Raw genomic sequence first — 17,921 nt, forward strand, 5'->3', positions numbered from 1 at the left:
GTCGCATGAAAAACGAAAAAACAGTTGATTCAAGGTATATTCAACAACATTTAGCAAATGAGAGAACTTATCTCGCCTGGATCAGAACAGCCTTAACCATTATGGGAATCGGTTACTTATCAGCTAAACTCCATTTTCTTAGCTCCCTTTATCCAATAGATATCGGCGATAAAATAGCTCAGATTATTGGGGTAGTATCCATCGCGATCGGATTATCAACGATCGGATATGCCACGTTAAGTTATATAAAAAAAAGAACCGCCATTAATAACCAAACATTTCAATCCCCTTCATACGGACTAATGATCTTAAGCGGAGCTGTTTTTGTATTAAGCATATTATTTTTGGCTTACTTATTGTATGTGTAAACATTTAGTTTAATATCCATAAGGATCACTAGGAATCAAAAAGAACCGGGAAGGATGAACTGCCCGGTTCTTTTTACATTTCTTCCTCTTGGGACTTCCCCATTTCCAAAATATTATTGCTTCTCCTTCGAGGTGGTTCCCAAAATACTTATTCATATTCTAACAGATGGAATCGTGGGCAAGCGGGATTATGAACCTCATGGTGAATGGCTCTCCACGAAAGTGGTAGAGCTTCTCGGTTCATCGAGCCCAGGCGGGTACTCTCCGCGAGCTTCACTTCCCGTAGTTCCTACGGTACATGGTGAAAATGGTTTTGTGGGTCCTTCCACATGACAGGAATCGTTTTACGTGGTGACTGTTCCTTCCTCACCACAACCCCATACGATTCGGTTTTCAAGGTACAAAGCGTTTAACGAGTTTTCCCTCGTACTTCAAGTATACCAAACGGTCACCTGTGGTGCACTCGCTTTCATCTCCCCCATTGAAATGGGGAGGATTCCCGCTCGCATTTCCTAAAACCCGCCCCTTGGGCATGGATCTATTTTGTGATATTCGTTTTATTGGGAACATTTATTGTCCTGAATCTGTTTGTTGGTGTCATTGTGAACAAAGTGGAGGAAGTCGAACATACACAGCACAATAAGGATATAAAAAAAGAGATTCAAGATCTTCGCAAGGAAATCCAAGAACTGAAACAAACACTGAAACGAAAGGAGTGATCCCTTCGTCCCTGTTGTTCGTAACATTCATGTGGACACAAAACAGATCAGGTTTTCAAATCATCCATGTGAAAAGTCAAATCCTCATCCACTCTCTATTCGCGCCGGGACTCAAATCCCGGTCTTTTTTTGCATATTGAAAATGAATTGGAATTAGGTTCGTAATACGCAATGGTTAATGGTAAAATATTCAGCGGAAGTCTATACTAGGCAGAAAGGCGAGATCTGTTTGAAAATTAATAAAGTGATGTTTAGTCTGTTACTAACATTATCCGTTGTGATAACATCGTTTCATTCTCAGACAATTGCTCAATCTAAACAATCATCTCCCACTCAGATTACCAATTCAGATCAGTCGATCGTATTAACGAAATTGAATGACAATGTATGGGTACACACATCATACAACGAATGGAATGGCACAACCTATGGTCACAATGGGTTAATCGTTTCTACTTCCAAAGGAGTCGTCCTGATTGATACAGCATGGGATTCAGCGGGAAACTACCAAAAAACTGAAGCGTTATTAAAGATGATCAAAACACATTTCAAGCAAAACGTTGTTTTGGCGCTGATTACTCATGCGCATGATGATAGCATTGGAGGTATTCAGGCGTTACTGAATCAGGGAATCGATGTACGTAGTACACTTTTGACAGCAAAACTGGCTAAAAAATATGGATATCCTTCACCCAAACCGACACTCGATGCAAAACCAGTGATGAAAGTGGGCGACACAGTCGTTGAAGCCTATTACCCTGGAGAAGGTCATTCACAAGATAACATTACTGTTTGGCTTCCCCAATATAAAATATTATTCGGCGGATGCTTCATCAAATCATCGGATGCAACAGATCTTGGAAATCTCTCTGATGCAAATGTAGAACAATGGGATGACTCCGTTAAAAAGGTAATCAATAAATATCCACAGGTCAAAACAGTTGTACCTGGACATGGGAACTGGGGAGATCAGAGCTTACTTTTCCACACACTGGATCTGATCAAACAACATACCCAAAACAAAAGCTGACTGAAACGATCTTAACTAACGTCCTGCCACAGTAGAAAAAAGTGAGTGGATGAATCACGGAGATTCACCGGAATAAGAAATATCTCCCCAGAATAATAAAGGCCCCATAAAGAGGGGTCTTTATCGCTTTTTGTTGCTTTTATCCCCTTGATGGCCAAGTGGTTGATAAAACCAATGTAGTCAAAAGGGGATTTGTGATGATTGACCAAATGTGCAAAATAAAAAACCCTTGATCCTTCAAGGGTTTTGGTGGTGGGCAGTACTGGGATCGAACCAGTGACCTCTACCGTGTCAAGGTAGCGCTCTCCCCCTGAGCTAACTGCCCAAAAAATGTGCAACTGGTGGGCCCAACAGGACTCGAACCTGTGACCGATCGGTTATGAGCCGACTGCTCTACCAACTGAGCTATAGGCCCGAATCACATGGCGGAGCTGACGGGACTCGAACCCGCGACCTCCGGCGTGACAGGCCGGCGTGAACTCCAACTTCACCACAGCTCCATATTTGGTTTGCGGAGGCAGGATTCAAAACCTGCGACCTTTGGGTTGATGAACACCCTACGAATGGGCTCAACTGCGAAAAACATGGCGGAGCTGACGGGACTCGAACCCGCGACCTCCGGCGTGACAGGCCGGCGTGAACTCCAACTTCACCACAGCTCCATATTGGTTGCGGGGGCAGGATTCGAACCTGCGACCTTCGGGTTATGAGCCCGACGAGCTACCGACTGCTCCACCCCGCGTCAGCGACAATTAATAATATACAACATTTTAGCGATGGATGCAAGCATTTTTTTAAAAACCTGTGAATCACCCCACTTAAAAAAGGCAACGAACGCCATACCGTCCCTTTTTGGACTGGAAGACTTCCACTTCTACCGGTCTTTCAAATTCATGAATCCACCAGTCCTCCTCCATTCGTGTAGCAAGGCAACTTGCTTGAAAACGTGAGTCGTATAGTTTGGCCCAATACACCCAAGTAAACATGACAAGCTTTCTCCTTTCAACACCTGTTTCTTTATATTTTTCCGATCCCCGACAGATTCATGCTTGGGGCACCCGTACATTTTATCCTGCGGCCGATACTTCCTTTTGCAATGCCACATAAGATAAAACACAATCGGATCCGATTGGTGACCCAATCATCTGATGGACCATTGGACAGATGTTCCCTCCTCTCATTCGGGCTGGCGACAGCCCATTTTTTTGCTTGTAACAAGCAAAGGCTTCATCCAGTGAGGATGAAGCCTGAACCTCCATAAAACAACATTTATCCTGTGGGTTGATCCTGAATTGATTCCTCTTCATCCCGAATTCGGTGAGCCAAACGACTGGCAGCAGATGCTGCAATACTTGCCACAAGGTCATCCAAAAATGTATGGATAGGGCCCTTCTTTTTGGTGTCGAGATCCTCAATCAAGCCCACTTTATGTTTATCCAAATAGCCAAACGTGGTAACTGCAATGCTGCCATAACCGAGTACGGAACCCAGAGCAAGTGTTTCATCACAACCAAACAGGCCTTCATCTTCCTCTACCAAGGATTGCAAGGGTTCAGACAAAGACTTTTTTTCAGCCAGCATATCCAGCTCCACTCCGACTAAAATGGCATGCTGGAGCTCACGCTTTTCCAAAACAGCCAACACACTCTCAATACAGCTTTCCATCGTCAAATTTTCATTATAAGGAGACTGCATGCGATGTACAATTTCTGCGATTTTCTCCACCGTGACACCGCGTTCCTCCAACCGATCAAGTGTAGCCTTTTTTACTTCAGCGCTGTGAACACGCTTCATTACAGGTCCTCCTCCCACTTCACGAAAGCATTTTTATATTAACATAATTTGAAATTGAAAGGATACCACTTCTATTCTACATCTTTATTCGAAGGCTGGTAGCGGGTATAATATAAGGTGAGAACTTTTCGATTTATTGACGTCCAGTGAACTAAATCCTGTTTCATTTTCATGGTCTCACCGGTTTTCCCCAATCAAAGCAACATACCAATACTAAACCGGTCAAATACATTCCAAGGAGGGAAAGAGATGAAGTACGGTGTGGCAACTTTTCCAGAAAAAAAGATACAAGACTTTGCCAACTCCTTTCGAAAGCGATATGACCCCCATTATGCGATGATTCCTCCGCATATCACCTTGAAAGAAGCGTTTGAAGCGGACGAAAACCTGCTGTCCCAAGTGGTTAAACACTTGGACAACGTTGCACGGGAAACCGCTCCTTTCAAAGTACACCTGCCGAAAATCAGCACGTTTCATCCAACCACCAATGTCATCTATATTGCTGCAGATAAAACCGAACATTTTAAAACGCTCCATGAAAAAATCAACTCAGGAATTCTTTATCAGGAGAGTCCCTACAATTTTATACCTCATATTACAATCGGTCAAAAAATGTCTGATGATGAATTACATGATGTCTATGGAAGCCTGAGAATGTTGAAATTGGAAGGAGAAACGCTGATTGACCGATTTCATCTGATGTATCAACTTGAAAACGGTTCCTGGACCATTTATCAGTCCTTCCTGTTTCAAGGATCTAAATAAACTCGGTGGAAGAGGCACACTTATGAGCATTCAAATCGCACCCATCATGGAGAAAAAAGAGTTGGATCAAGCATTTTCCATTCGCCATAAGGTTTTCGTTGAAGAACAGAATGTTCCTTCATCGTTGGAGACGGATGAATGGGATGCAACAGCTACTCACTTTCTGGCTAAAGAAAATGGTCAGGCCGTAGGCACCGCTCGACTGCGTTGGGTATCCGCAAAGGTGGGAAAAGTAGAGCGTGTTGCCGTTCTTTCATCCCATCGTGGAACAGGGTTAGGGCGTGCATTGATGGATGCCATTGAATCGTATGCTATTCAACATGAAGCCTCGATGCTTAAACTTCACGCTCAGACTTCTGCTCTTTCCTTCTACCGAAAACTGGGTTATGATCCCCATGGGGAACCCTTTATGGATGCAGGAATCGAACATATTGAAATGAAAAAACCGATCCAGTGCTGAGGATCGGTTTTTTTAAAACTATTCACCTGCCTTTTCGGCCAATTTTTCCACTGTTTCCAGATCTGTAAAGCATGTTCCAAGTGGAGCATGATACATCGAACCGTGTCGTTCCCCGTGAAAATCGGACCCACCCGTTGTCAGGATTCCAAATCTGCGGGCAATTTGAGTATAATGTAACTTCATTCTTTCATCATGGTCCGGATGATTCACCTCAATCCCACCCAGTCCTGCTTTGGCGAGATCATTCACCAATTTATCATCCTGGTACAACCCCGGATGAGCTAAAACCGGAATGCCTCCCGCTTGACGAATGAAGACAATCGCCTCCTCCGGTCGGATGCGGGGTGTAGTGACATATGCCGCACCATCTTTCCCAAGATATTTGTCAAACGCTTCATTCATGGACTGAACCACCCCTTTTTCCACCAAAACCTCAGCGATGTGGGGGCGGCCTGCGTTGCCTGTCTGATCTTTCTTCTTGGACAATACTTCTTCCATCGTAATGCGAACTCCAAGGTCTTCCAATTTTTTCAGAAGGAGAACATTGCGACGCTGCCTGGCCTCCCGTTGCTCTCTGAGTCGCGCATGAAACGCTTGATCCGTGTAATCCACATAATAGCCTAAAACATGAATATCTTGGCCATCAGCCACCGTACTGATCTCTACACCCGGTATCACCATAATTCCTGATTCTTTTCCATATTTTAATGCCTCTTCCACCCCATCCACTGTATCATGGTCTGTGATCGCAATACCATGCAACGCTTTCTCCCTTGCCATCTTGACCACGTCTTTCGGTGAAAACATTCCATCGGAGGCCGTTGTGTGAACATGGAGATCTAAGTGGTTCATTCATTTTCACTCCTTGTTTGAAGCAAAGATAGAAAGTTGGATTTCATTCCAGCATACCATATTTGTTTACTCCGTCGATTCATACGTTCTCCAATGGTAACATAGGATGTAACTACCATTTATTCAAGCCTTTGATCAGGCAGTTTGAACCAAACAGATGAGGAGGTTTTCCCTTGGGGCTGAAAATGAAACAAATCGCGGGATCAGTATATTCCCGTGATAAGATTGAACCGTTTTTACGCTCACGGGGATTTATCTGCCGTCATGGTATATCGTCCGGATATGATCTTCGGATTCGCGATCATATCTCAGGAGAGGAGTTTCTACTTCGAATTCCTGTTCACTGTTTCCATGGAGAAGAAAAAAGCAATACGCAGCTAAGGTTGGGCAAGCCAGTTATAAAACCGCTAAAAGGCAACCGCCCCTTAAACGAATCCTTCATTCCCAAACACATCGAAGAAGCGACAGATCAGCAAATTGCTGAGATTTTTTCATATCTTAACTCAAACACATTGACATCAACATATCCAAGATGAAAAAGAAGCAATTTCTTTTTGTAACTTTTTATATTTTTCGAAAAAATATTCCCTATCATGGGTAATTGTTTTATATTCCATTCCAACAACTCACGGGCCCCAAAAAGGGGCCCGCCACACTCAACAAGTTTCAGGTGCGTTTTTTAATTTCTTCTTCCATTCGTCGACCAAGCTTCTTCGCCTCTTCCGGCGATTGATCACGATTTTCGGATACATTCAGCTCGGAGGCCACTTCGTTCATCATCTCATTGATCTTTCGATCATCAGCAGTACCATTTTTCAGCCTGCGATTGTTCAGGCTTTCCGGATTTGCCTCAGCGTTCTCCCGATCAAAAAAGCCCATAAAAAACGCTCCCTCCTTATAGTTGAGTGCATGTCTAGTATCACTCCTGAAACGACTTTTTATGATCCCTAATAATGGAGATCCGACAAGTTTCCAATTGTTCCCCGTTCAATATGTAAACATAATCAAACCCTTCTTTCTGAACGGTTTGTTTTGTCTGTTGCAATAAAGCATGATAACGCCGAATGACGTGAGAAGCCACCCTCCTGTTTCTTTTCTGGTTTTGCTCCAAACAGCGTTCCAATGGAATATCCAGCAAAATCAACCCACTCCGAAATTGGTAGGCAGTCGCAAGTTTTCGAAATGAACACCGCATCCGTCTGGAAAGAGCAGTGGAATCAATAACCGTCAGCTTTCCAAGTCTCATCCGCATTCGGGCAATATGCCGAACCAACGAAAATGTTTCCTTATGGACAGACATATCTTCCATATCATCGCAAACCATGGCCCGACATTGATCCGAAGAAACAATTTGCGTTGAAAGGAAATTCCGACTGGCAAAGGTGGATTTACCGCAACCCGGAGCAGCACACATCAAGATTAAGGTGTTTTCAGGAAAAATCAACTCACTTGCCAAATTTACACCTCCACACACCAGCATTATCCATATAATTTCTTGTTTTTTCATCTCTCATACTGTGATACACTAAGACGAAAAAATTCTAGGTGTAGGAGGAAAAGGATTTGGCATCAAACAATGGTTCACGGGAACAATGGTCCGGGAAATTCGGGTTTATTCTCGCTTCCATCGGCTCTGCCGTGGGATTGGGAAGTATCTGGCGCTTTCCCTATGTCACCGGCGAAAATGGCGGTGGTGCTTTTGTCATGATTTATGTCATATGTGTTTTACTGCTTGGACTTCCTGTCCTTCTCTCGGAAATTGTTTTGGGACGCAGTACCCAGCGTAACCCTGTCGGAGCTTTACGAAAGCAAGCCCCCAATACCCCCTGGTTTATGGGAGGGTTTATTGGAATTATCGCTTCCATTATTATTCTTTCTTTTTACAGTACTGTTGGTGGATGGACGCTTTACTATACATGGGAAGCTATTGCGAATGGGTTTCACCAGCTCTCCATCAATGGAATCGAAGCAAAGTTTGGTTCCTTTATTTCTAACCCAGCCACTACAGTGATTTGGCAAGCACTATTTATGTTATTAACAATGGGAGTTTGTATCTTTGGACTGCAAAACGGAATTGAACGGACCAATAAGTTTTTAATGCCTCTTTTGGGTTTGATGTTAATTATTCTGGTCATTCGTGCCGTGACCCTTCCCGGATCAGGTGAAGGAATTCGTTTTATTTTGTATCCCGATTGGTCCAGCGTGTCGATTACAACCATTTTTGAAGCGCTTGGAATGGCTTTCTTTTCTTTATCTGTTGGCGCCGGAACCATGATCACCTATGGAAGCTTCCTTTCCAAAAAAGAAAGCGTTCCAAGTGCGATCGGCAATATTGTTCTCTTTTCAACATTAGTCTCATTGGCAGCAGGTCTTGCAATCTTTCCGGCAGTATTTTCATTGGGTTATGAGCCCAACGCAGGTCCCGCTCTGGTCTTTATCACGCTTCCATCTGTCTTTGCACAGATGCCGATCGGGAGTTTATCTGCTGTTTTGTTTTTCTTTTTACTGAGTATGGCAGCCCTTACGTCTTCCATTTCTCTGTTGGAAGTACCTCTTCGCTATCTGGAAGACGAGCATCAACTGAATCGAAAAACCGGGACAATCCTAACCGGTGGGCTGATATTTCTCTTAGGAATACCCTCTACTCTCTCATTTAACATTTTATCCGATACCAAAGGATTATTTGGGCTAACTATTTTTGATTCTCTGGACTTTCTTGCTTCCAATGTGCTTCTTCCCTTGGGAGGACTGATTGTCATTCTCTTTGCCGGTTGGAAATGGGGAATGAATCAGGTTCTCAGAGAAGCGCGGGGGGAAGATGGAAAAGGATTACCCGCTCAACCCTTTTGGGTGTTTATCGTTCGTTGGGTAACTCCACTACTGATCTTGACCGTTTTTGCATTCCAAATATTGTCCAGCCTTTAAAAAGATCCCCCCTCATTGGGGGGATTATTATAACTCCTCTGAAACAGACAGACACGGATACACAGCTTCCACAGCAACCAGATACACAGTCTGGGATTGAATGGATATTTTCCCCTTTAACCAAAAACGATGGTCCAACCACGTTGTTGGCAATCCCCGCACACTTGCCTGAAGCGGAATCCATTGATCTTTTACCTTCAACCTGGTCTTTACAGAAGAAACGGACAGTTTAAATACTCCGGAATCTGTTGAAATGGAATGATCCTGTAAACCACAATTCTCACAAAGCCACTGTTTCACCTCGTAGGATAATGGAAGCATCTGAATACATTCCAGATAGACCGGGGTAAAAGTGGAGTAAAAGTCACAGATGCCTTCATCACGAATCCATTGAAACAAACCTTTTAATGTATTCAGAAAAATCCTTGACTGAACAATCCCCCCTTTACCGTTGTCCACATACCAAACTCCAAACAAATGACTCAAAACACTCCGATTAAACAGCGACCATGTAAATCGTTTTCCAAAATGACTGGAGATATATTCTTTCAAAAGATTTAGGGATCTCACATACAACTCCTGGGTTTTACTTTGAAAGTTCTTTACAAAGGTTGCCTGGAAAAGATCAAAATGTTGTTCCACCTCATCGGGAAGAAACGCTTCGGCGTTCGGCAGAGTCGGAAGGTGTATCCATTCATTCTGAAGATCTGAAATTTCGCTCTGGCTTTCTTGGTCGACCGTTTTCGGACACTCTCTTCTTTCCATCTCCTGGGCCCTCTCTATTGACCATCCCAATACATGCAAACCATTTTGTTGCCAGTATTCCCGGTTTAATTCCCATTCTTTCTGCTGCTTTTTCAGATACATTTGCAGCTTCCCCCTCACCTTTTCCCCAAAAAATGTATAGGGACCAAACAACTCATAACGATCCATCAAACTGGAGAGGCGTGCAAATAACAACATACCTGTTTGAACAGATTCTTTCATCTGAACCGTAAATTCCGTACCTTTCACCATCGAACGAAGTAAAACGTGTTCTTTATCAAGATCTGCCACCTCATAGCAACACAGATAAATTTCTGAAAGTTTTTTGGCAATTTGTTGCTCTTCCGATGATCGCCTCACCATTTGCTTTCTCCAACATTCAACTGGACGTTGGCCTCGATAGCACGGGGCATCAAACAGCAACCAAAAACGGTAAGCATGAGAGAAACGGGACGGGATTGGCTCCTGAAGAGAAAGTTGAAGCGACTCCTTAAACTGAAAAGACCATTTCCCATCCAAAGCATTCGAGCAAACCTGTTCAAACCACTCATTTAACTCCATAAGCAAACGGTACTTGGTTTTTCGCAATCTTTCCACCCGGATTTGTTCAGCTGACTGAATCGCCACTACCCGTTCACAGCATTTTTTGTATTTGTTCCCGCTCCCACATGGACAAGGATCATTTCGACCAACTGTTGCAGGCATATCACAACACATCCTGTACATCGCTCTTTATTGTAGTATATAAGAATTACCCACTCGTTTACAAAAATATTTGGAAAAGAATGATGGGATTTCCACTTGAGATTTTTATCCATTAAAAAACCACTCGCAACGTTCTGCGAGCGGGTAACATTCATCCTATTCTAAAATGTAAACTGTCACACTTCGACGACCCCATTGAATCGCTTCTTCTCTGGTTTCAAAAAAGAGGTCAATAATGTTCCCATTGACTGCTCCACCTGTATCCTGTGCCACACCACGACCGTAACCGGGTATGTACAGCTTCGTCCCCAACGGAATCACACTGGGATCAACTGCAATGGTTCCGCGAGAAGGCATATTGCCGGACGCCGTTGGGTTACCTGTGTGAGTGTAGCCAGTCGCTTGCATACTCAGCGTTCGTTTGTACTTCAACCCTGCAATCCGTGAACCGGAAGAAAGCTGAGTATCCTCTTTTTTCTCTGCTGATGCTTCCACCGCTTCCTTCGATCCAACTTTAACAATCTGCGGAACCGGTTTTACTTCATCAATTTTCTTTTTATCCGTTACCATGGACTTTCCATTGATGAACAAAGCCGTTACTTCATAAATCACTTTTCCTTTTTCGCCTTTTTGAACAACTTTCTTTTCCCCTTTAGGGATTTTTGGATCTTCCTTCTCCTTCACAGGATAGTCAATCTCTTTTACTTTCTTGTTGACGCGTTTTTCAATTTCATCGATTACGATTGTCATTTCATTTGTAATCTTCTGATCCAATGTCGCATTTAATTGATGATTTTCTCTTACTTTAACATCCTGTTCCTTTAGAAAATCCCCAACGGTACTTTGCAAGGTTTTATATTCTTTCGGATCTTGATCCCCTATTTTCAAGGAAACCTTGCATTTACAAGTTAAATTGATTTTCCCATCTTTTTGAATGGTTTGATTCCACGGAATACTCGGCTTGTATTTTTTCTTCAGCTCCGCGGCCTGATAACCCTCTTCAGTCAACACTTCTGACAGTGTTCCATTCAGGACATCGGTTTGAATGTCTTTCTCTTTATCACTGAATGTAATGGTAACTTCTTTGTTCATCATGGCATAACCAACCACACCGGACAACAGCAGGAGGGCGGCAACCCCCAACGAGATCATCAGGGTTTTTTTCATCCAATACCTCCTTTTTTCTCCAATGGTAAAAAAGACGGTTCCTATTATAGCAAAGACCCCGTAAATGTCTATAAAAAATTGAACAATCACAGAAGGGGTAATAAGTACCAGTTTACTTACACTTTCAGCATATGGTTACATCACATCCCCCCTCACAATGATTTTTCGTCCCGGAATGCATCCCATCGATATTTGAAGAAAACCAAAGGGGAGCGGGGTCTACCCGCTCTTTCACCCATTCCAACAATCATTCATCTAAAAGACGGAACTTCTTCTGACTCCGGTACGAATTTGGGCGGTTCCTTGGTTTCTTTTGGACGGTGAGCAGTCTCCTGGGAGCCCCATATCGTCACGGCTAATATTCCATTTTTTGCTGATGCTGTAATTAATACTGGTCGATTTAATTGATTCTGGAATTGGAAGTCCGGACCTCCCCAGGAGACAGTCGCATCCTGTCCCACCGGAACATATGTCACCCGTTTGCTGTGGCTGACACGTTGTAATACACGTAACCCCGCTCGTTCCACACTGTTATAAAGGGTAGAGGATGTTTGACAGATTCCTCCACCCACGCCTTCCGTATACTCTCCCCGAACAATGATTTTTGCGGGGCGATAGCCTCGACGCATCGTACGTTTTCCTACTGTTTGGTTAAACGAAAAGACGTCTCCGACATTGACTACATGGTGATCAATCGCTTTGACGGAAAGCTCAATGTTATGGGTCCGGTTTTTGTTGCCCGGATTATAAACCGTTTGATAAAAACCTAAACGCTTCTCTTTGATATGTTCCAACATTTCTGCTGTAATGCGAGGTTTCCAAATCTGTACAGGTATATCCAAAGGGCGATTCATATAGGAGTGAATTTCATCCAACCAATGATCGATAATGGCCCGTTCCACCTTTTGTCCTTCTTTGTGAGGCACAATTCGCCGATTTTCAAAATAAGCAGAACGTGGGCGGCGGTTGATCTCTTTCTCCACATCAGCAAACCACCGATAAAATGCATCCCGATCCAGAGTCGTGGGGTCAATGCCGTCAAACCCTATTTTCTGGAGATTCAGTTCCCATCTTTCTTCTTCATGTTGAAGAATCAGTCGGGACTCTGCGTTTTGGACCGGTTGTTTCGTTTGGGTAGCTGAACCCTCTGGATCAGAATACCAAGTATGAAAAGATGCAGGTGTACAACCCAGAATTAGTATAGAAACAGTAAGAATGCAAACTAAAGCCTTCAACCGCTCACCCCCTCCCTGTTTATTCTGTACAATCAACGGAAAGGGGAACGCTGGGAACTTTAGGTGATTTTAAACCATAATAAGGAAAACATCCGCTCATACATCCGGTTCAAGGATAGCTGATTCTATTTCAAACTGCCATACGTCTTCTTTACGATTTTTTCTTATCCGACTCCTTCTGAAGTTGACAGCTTTGTGAAAAATACGTGTACGTTCTTTTACTGGATTGTGTTGATTTTTGGAACATTGCATCCACTTATTTTAACTTCAAATAAACCCGTGTATGATAAGGGAACCACAGAAGATTCAACAAAGGACCTCCCATTTATAAATATCCATAAGGCGAGGGGAGAAAAAATCATGGATTCTGCAACATTGAGCCGTATTCTTACGGCAGAAACCCTTGGCTTTCATATCATTTGGGCCACAATCGGAGTCGGGGTTCCCGTTTTAATCTCCCTGGCGGAAGCTTGGGGGATCTATAAAAAGGACCCGCACTATATCCTGATGGCCCGCCGTTGGACACGTGGCTTTGTGATCACTGTTGCTGTCGGCGTGGTTACTGGAACCTCCATCGGTTTGATGCTTAGCCTGTTATGGCCACGGTTTATGCAATTAGTGGGAAATGTGATCAGTCTTCCACTTTTCCTGGAAACATTTGCATTTTTCTTTGAAGCCATTTTTCTCGGAATCTATTTATATTCCTGGGATCGGTTCAAAAAGCCCGTTTACCATTGGTTAACATCCATACCCATTGTTATTGGATCTACTTTTTCTGCCATATTTATTACCACGGTCAACGCATTTATGAACACCCCGGCCGGTTTCACCATTAAAAATGGGGAACTGACGAACATCCAACCCCTCACCGCAATGTTCAACCCGGCAACCCCCACCAAAGTGGCTCATGTTCTTTCATCCTCATATGTCACCTGTGCCTTTCTTTTGGCTGGAATCGCCGCCTATTGTCTGCTCAGGGGACGAAACCACAGTTATTATAAAAAAGCTCTTAAAATGACGATGATCGCCGGCTTCATCCTAGCTCTGGCCACAGCCGTCGCAGGGGATTTATCCGGAAAGTTTCTGGCCAAACATGTTCCGGAAAAACTGGCCGCGGCCGAATGGCATTTTGAGACACAAACAAAAGCGCCCTTGATTCTGGGTGGCTATCTGGATGAGAACAACGAAATCAAAGGGGCCATTCAAATTCCCTGGGCGTTGAGCATTCTCGGTAAGGGGACCCCCAATGGAGAAATTATCGGGTTAAATGAATTTCCGGTTGATGAACGGCCTCCGTTGTATCTTCACTATCTGTTTGATGGGATGGTCCTGATAGGTAGCTATCTGATCATCATTTCCCTTGTTTTTCTCATTGTTTGGTGGCGAAAGAAAAATCTTTGGAACCCCTGGATGCTTCGGGGAATTGTCTTGGCTGCCCCCCTTTCATTTATAGCGATTGAACTGGGATGGATCTACGCGGAAGTTGGTCGCCAACCCTGGATTATTCGTGGATTAATGTACACAAATGAAGCAGCTACCACTGCAGACAATGTAGGCACACTGTTGGTTGTTTTCTCTCTGTTATACCTTGCGCTCACTCTCATCTCCATATTCGTCCTGATTCGCCTGTTTCGCAAGAAGAGTGTAGAGAAAGAACTGGAGGAGCGAAGGATCATCCTTTAGAGGGGAGGAATCCCTTTGCAACTGGAAATCATCGGTATCACAGTCCTCTGGACGTTTTTATACGGTTATGTCATTGTCGCCTCCATTGATTTTGGTGCTGGCTTCTTCTCATACTACAGTATGCTGACCCAAAAGGATCATATCATCAGCCGAGTGATCAGCCGTTATCTGTCTCCAGTCTGGGAAGTAACCAATGTTTTTCTCGTCTTTTTCTTCGTGGGAATTGTGGGCTTTTTTCCAGATACAGCATATTACTATGGGACGGCACTCCTGATCCCCGGTGGAATCGCACTGCTTCTCTTATCGATCCGGGGTTCCTTTTACGCATTTGCCAACTATGGCGCGCGTCAAAGCCGAATTTATCACTTTTTGTATGGGATGACAGGACTTTTTATCCCAGCTTCCCTGTCAACCGTTTTAACCATCTCTGAAGGCGGATTTATCCGACAAACAGGAGATGGAAACATCATTTTTCTTCCAGAAACGTTGCTTACCAGTCCTTATTCCTGGTCTGTGGTTTTTCTTGCTCTTGTCAGTGTTTTGTTTATCAGCGCCGCCTTTATGACCTATTATGCTTACAAGGCAGCGGATCGCCCAGCGTTTGAAATCCTTCGACGGTATGCTCTCTTTTGGAGTGGCCCCACCATTTTGGCCAGCATATGGGTTTTCATGGCTTTATATCAACATAACCCCACGCATTTTTATAACATGCTGGATATTGCTTGGGTTTTTCTTTTTTCCCTTGTATGCTGTCTGGGAGCCATTTACCTACTTTGGTGGCGAAAAGCTCTCGGCTGCTCTTTCATTTTGGTTATGTTGCAATATGCCTTCGCATTCTTCGGTTATGGATACTCCCATTTGCCATATCTGCTTTACCCCTATATCACGGTTCAATCAGGACTTACCAATTCAACCATGGGCTGGGCTCTGGTTATTGCCTTTATCGCCGGTCTGTTTTTATTGATCCCTTCTTTATTCTTGTTGTTACGTCTGTTTTTGTTTAGCGCCCGTTATGTTCGTGGAGAAAAGTAATAGAAGATCCGCATAGCTTCATCGTGCGGGTCTTTCTTTACGCTTTGCAGGCATCTATAAATGTTTGAAACAAATGTCGTGCGAAAGCACTTTTTTTATAAAGGTTCTCAGGATGCCACTGTACACCCATCACAAATGGTTCCCCAATCTTCTCAAAAGCCTCTGTCACCCCATCAGGTGCTGTGGCAGACACGATAAATCCGTTTGGAATCCGACGAACCGCTTGATGATGAAAACTGTTGACTCTTATCCGGTCCACACCTGCAACCTTTCGGAGGGTTGTATCTTTTGCAATCTGAATGGTATGGGAGGCATGATCCCGTGTCGCTTTTTGGTAATGTTGAATCACTCCTTCCCGTTGGGTATACAGATCTTGATACATATCCCCTCCCAAGGCAATATTTAAAATTTGAAATCCCCTGCACAGAGCGAGAACCGGTTTGTTTGCCTCGATCATCATTTGTGAAAGAGCCATTTCCATCCGATCCCGTTCCGGCTCCACTTCCCCCAGACCAAGCAGTGGCTCCTCGCCAAAGAGTCCAGGGTCAATATCCCCTCCACCGGTCAACAGCAACCCATTCATCCGTTTCGCCATTTGATGAAGACAATGTTTATCGGTTGTATAGGGAAGGAGAAAAGGAAGCCCTCCCGCGAGGAAAATGGCATCACTGTTGTCACGATGCAGGGTTAAACGGTTCTCTTCCCGCCTCATGGACATTGTAATCCCGATGACCGGCCGCATCACATCAATCTCCCCTCCCATCATTCTTCAGGCTACATATATATTTTATTATTATGATTTTTCATTATATAATGTGTGATTAAAAAGCGCCGGATATCTCTTGGAGACCTCGGCGCTTTTTTACATTTTTTTATTGGGCATTCTCTGCAGGGACTCTGTCACCAAACAGAAACCGGATGGAATATATGCCAGCCAGCCCAACCAGGGAGTAAATAAACCGGCTGAACCCAGAAGATTCGCGGATCGCATCCCCGCCAAACAGAGCGGACACTAAATCCCATTGAAAAAGGCCCACCAACAACCAGTTCAGAGCTCCCACAATAACCAAGATCAAAGCGAGTCGCGAAAAAGCACTCATGTGATATACCCCCCTCCTTATTTTTTAGTCACTACTAGTATGCAAACAATCAGGGGGTTTTTATCCATCTTTTTCACCAGAACCGATACGCTCATATTGTGTAAGTGAAAAAAACAGCCGACCTTGAACAGACGGCTGTTACATCATGTCCAATATTTACATTTTCGTTTTTTCTTTCTCCATCTCCTGTTTTTGATAATGTTCTTCAGCCAATTTATCGATCTCTTTTTTCAGTTCTTCCACCATTTGATCTTCCGGCACTTTGCGGATGGTTTTCCCATGACGGAACAGCAAACCTTCCCCTCTGCCGCCAGCGATTCCAATGTCCGCTTCTTTCGCTTCACCGGGACCATTTACCGCACAACCCAAAACAGAAACTTTAATCGGCGCCTTGATCTTGGAGATATACTCTTCCACTTCATTTGCAATCTTAATCAGGTCAATTTCAATCCGACCACAAGTGGGACAGGAAACCAAAGTAGCGGCATTGGCAGCCAAGCCAAAGCTCTTCAAAAGTTCCCTGGCCACCTTCACTTCCTCAACTGGATCAGCACTAAGACTAATCCGCATGGTGGAACCAATACCCTGGGAAAGAATGGCTCCCATTCCAGCAGAACTTTTAACCGTTCCCGAAAACAGCGTTCCAGATTCTGTAATTCCCAGATGGAGAGGATATTTGATTTTTTCCGCTGCTTTGGTATAGGCTTCAATGGCCAAAGGAACATCCGAAGCTTTCAAAGATACAACAATATCGTGAAAATCGAGATCCTCCAGAATTCCAATATGATACAGCGCACTTTCCACCATACCTTCTGCTGTCGGATATCCGTATTTATCCAGGATTCTTTTCTCAAGCGAACCGGCATTTACACCAATGCGAATCGGTATTCCTCGCTCTTTCGCCGCCTTTACCACTTGTTCCACTTTTTCCCGTCTGCCGATGTTCCCCGGATTGATTCGGATCTTATCAATTCCACCTTCAATCGCCTTTAAAGCCAGACGATAATCAAAGTGAATATCTGCCACCAGTGGGACATTGATCTGTTTTTTAATTTCGGAAATCGCTTCAGCGGCTTTCATATCCGGACAAGCGACCCGGACAATTTGACATCCGGCCTCCTCCAAGCGATTGATTTCATCTACCGTCGCTTTTATGTCATGCGTTTTGGTCGTAGTCATACTTTGAATAACAACTTGATCATTTCCACCGATTTGTACACTACCGACTTTTACCGACCGTGTCTGAGTGCGATGATACATCTGACTCGCCCCTTTAATTCATAAACTTCACACTCTGCTTATTATATATCAATTCGAAAAC

At 43.9% G+C, this 17,921-nt stretch carries 19 protein-coding genes and 5 tRNA genes; 8 read left to right on the forward strand and 16 right to left on the reverse strand.

Annotated features, from left to right (window positions below):
• Positions 1-5: 5 nt before the first annotated feature.
• From FN782_RS04480 to bla, 3 genes are all read left to right on the forward strand, one after another.
• A complete protein-coding gene (locus FN782_RS04480; protein ID WP_142504574.1) occupies positions 6-368 on the forward strand; it encodes a YidH family protein in 363 nt (120 codons plus the stop codon).
• Between the two features lie 545 nt (positions 369-913).
• On the forward strand, positions 914-1,087 hold the full coding sequence (locus FN782_RS04485; protein WP_185956028.1) for a hypothetical protein: 174 nt from the start codon (positions 914-916) through the stop codon (positions 1,085-1,087).
• 229 nt (positions 1,088-1,316) lie between these two features.
• On the forward strand, positions 1,317-2,117 hold the full coding sequence (bla, locus tag FN782_RS04490) for a subclass B1 metallo-beta-lactamase (protein WP_246064838.1): 801 nt from the start codon (positions 1,317-1,319) through the stop codon (positions 2,115-2,117).
• Positions 2,118-2,367: 250 nt separating this feature from the next.
• On the opposite strand, the gene FN782_RS04495 is transcribed toward bla, so the two are convergent.
• From FN782_RS04495 to FN782_RS04520, 7 genes are all read right to left on the reverse strand, one after another.
• Positions 2,368-2,442 (reverse strand) — tRNA-Val (locus FN782_RS04495).
• Between the two features lie 14 nt (positions 2,443-2,456).
• Positions 2,457-2,532: transfer RNA gene (locus FN782_RS04500), tRNA-Ile, on the reverse strand.
• An 8-nt stretch (positions 2,533-2,540) separates the two neighbouring features.
• Positions 2,541-2,617: transfer RNA gene (locus FN782_RS04505), tRNA-Asp, on the reverse strand.
• An 85-nt stretch (positions 2,618-2,702) separates the two neighbouring features.
• Positions 2,703-2,779: transfer RNA gene (locus FN782_RS04510), tRNA-Asp, on the reverse strand.
• A gap of 4 nt (positions 2,780-2,783) precedes the next feature.
• Positions 2,784-2,859 (reverse strand) — tRNA-Met (locus FN782_RS04515).
• Positions 2,860-2,935: 76 nt separating this feature from the next.
• Entirely contained in the window at positions 2,936-3,103 is a 168-nt protein-coding gene (locus FN782_RS16660; RefSeq protein ID WP_185956029.1) for a hypothetical protein, read from the reverse strand.
• Between the two features lie 283 nt (positions 3,104-3,386).
• Positions 3,387-3,911 (reverse strand): phosphatidylglycerophosphatase A family protein, encoded by a 525-nt coding sequence (locus FN782_RS04520; protein ID WP_142504577.1) that lies wholly within the window; start codon positions 3,909-3,911, stop codon positions 3,387-3,389.
• A 249-nt stretch (positions 3,912-4,160) separates the two neighbouring features.
• On the opposite strand from FN782_RS04520, the gene FN782_RS04525 reads away from it, so the two are divergent.
• Both FN782_RS04525 and FN782_RS04530 read left to right on the forward strand, forming a co-directional pair.
• A complete protein-coding gene (locus tag FN782_RS04525; RefSeq protein ID WP_142504578.1) occupies positions 4,161-4,676 on the forward strand; it encodes a YjcG family protein in 516 nt (171 codons plus the stop codon).
• Between the two features lie 22 nt (positions 4,677-4,698).
• Entirely contained in the window at positions 4,699-5,136 is a 438-nt protein-coding gene (locus FN782_RS04530; RefSeq protein ID WP_142504579.1) for a GNAT family N-acetyltransferase, read from the forward strand.
• Positions 5,137-5,154: 18 nt separating this feature from the next.
• Here FN782_RS04530 and FN782_RS04535 read toward each other — a convergent pair whose 3' ends face one another.
• The 3 genes from FN782_RS04535 to FN782_RS04545 form a co-directional block, all read right to left on the reverse strand.
• Positions 5,155-5,988 (reverse strand): PHP domain-containing protein, encoded by an 834-nt coding sequence (locus tag FN782_RS04535; RefSeq protein ID WP_142504580.1) that lies wholly within the window; start codon positions 5,986-5,988, stop codon positions 5,155-5,157.
• 666 nt (positions 5,989-6,654) lie between these two features.
• A complete protein-coding gene (locus FN782_RS04540) occupies positions 6,655-6,867 on the reverse strand; it encodes a hypothetical protein (RefSeq protein WP_142504581.1) in 213 nt (70 codons plus the stop codon).
• Positions 6,868-6,907: 40 nt separating this feature from the next.
• Complete coding sequence (locus FN782_RS04545) at positions 6,908-7,444, reverse strand: AAA family ATPase (RefSeq protein ID WP_185956030.1); 537 nt, start codon at positions 7,442-7,444, stop codon at positions 6,908-6,910.
• Positions 7,445-7,551: 107 nt separating this feature from the next.
• On the opposite strand from FN782_RS04545, the gene FN782_RS04550 reads away from it, so the two are divergent.
• The gene (locus FN782_RS04550) at positions 7,552-8,913 is read left to right on the forward strand and encodes a sodium-dependent transporter (protein ID WP_142504583.1); all 1,362 of its coding nucleotides are present in this window, start codon (positions 7,552-7,554) and stop codon (positions 8,911-8,913) included.
• A gap of 27 nt (positions 8,914-8,940) precedes the next feature.
• Here the strand turns inward: FN782_RS04550 and FN782_RS04555 are convergent, their stop codons facing one another.
• The 3 genes from FN782_RS04555 to FN782_RS17115 all read right to left on the reverse strand — a co-directional run bounded on the left by FN782_RS04555 (position 8,941) and on the right by FN782_RS17115 (position 12,785).
• Entirely contained in the window at positions 8,941-10,383 is a 1,443-nt protein-coding gene (locus FN782_RS04555) for a YecA family protein (protein ID WP_185956031.1), read from the reverse strand.
• A 156-nt stretch (positions 10,384-10,539) separates the two neighbouring features.
• A complete protein-coding gene (locus FN782_RS04560; RefSeq protein WP_142504585.1) occupies positions 10,540-11,550 on the reverse strand; it encodes a resuscitation-promoting factor in 1,011 nt (336 codons plus the stop codon).
• Positions 11,551-11,801: 251 nt separating this feature from the next.
• On the reverse strand, positions 11,802-12,785 hold the full coding sequence (locus FN782_RS17115; protein ID WP_246064839.1) for a VanW family protein: 984 nt from the start codon (positions 12,783-12,785) through the stop codon (positions 11,802-11,804).
• 360 nt (positions 12,786-13,145) lie between these two features.
• Between FN782_RS17115 and FN782_RS04570 the strand changes: the two genes are divergently transcribed.
• Together FN782_RS04570 and FN782_RS04575 are read left to right on the forward strand one after the other, a co-directional pair.
• On the forward strand, positions 13,146-14,468 hold the full coding sequence (locus FN782_RS04570) for a cytochrome ubiquinol oxidase subunit I (protein ID WP_142504586.1): 1,323 nt from the start codon (positions 13,146-13,148) through the stop codon (positions 14,466-14,468).
• 15 nt (positions 14,469-14,483) lie between these two features.
• Positions 14,484-15,500 carry a cytochrome d ubiquinol oxidase subunit II gene (locus FN782_RS04575; RefSeq protein WP_142504587.1) on the forward strand — a complete coding sequence of 339 codons (1,017 nt, stop codon included), beginning with the start codon at positions 14,484-14,486 and terminating at the stop codon, positions 15,498-15,500.
• A 37-nt stretch (positions 15,501-15,537) separates the two neighbouring features.
• Here the strand turns inward: FN782_RS04575 and FN782_RS04580 are convergent, their stop codons facing one another.
• From FN782_RS04580 to ispG, 3 genes are all read right to left on the reverse strand, one after another.
• Positions 15,538-16,242, reverse strand: coding sequence for a gamma-glutamyl-gamma-aminobutyrate hydrolase family protein (locus FN782_RS04580; protein WP_142504588.1), 705 nt, complete (start codon positions 16,240-16,242; stop codon positions 15,538-15,540).
• Positions 16,243-16,372: 130 nt separating this feature from the next.
• Positions 16,373-16,600, reverse strand: a complete 228-nt coding sequence (locus FN782_RS04585; RefSeq protein ID WP_142504589.1) for a DUF378 domain-containing protein — start codon at positions 16,598-16,600, stop codon at positions 16,373-16,375.
• Positions 16,601-16,756: 156 nt separating this feature from the next.
• On the reverse strand, positions 16,757-17,860 hold the full coding sequence (ispG, locus tag FN782_RS04590) for a flavodoxin-dependent (E)-4-hydroxy-3-methylbut-2-enyl-diphosphate synthase (RefSeq protein ID WP_142504590.1): 1,104 nt from the start codon (positions 17,858-17,860) through the stop codon (positions 16,757-16,759).
• Between the last annotated feature and the right edge of the window lie 61 nt (positions 17,861-17,921).

It is taken from the genome of Melghirimyces algeriensis, assembly GCF_900182565.1.
In the GTDB taxonomy this organism is placed as follows: Bacteria; Bacillota; Bacilli; order Thermoactinomycetales; family DSM-45169; genus Melghirimyces; species Melghirimyces algeriensis.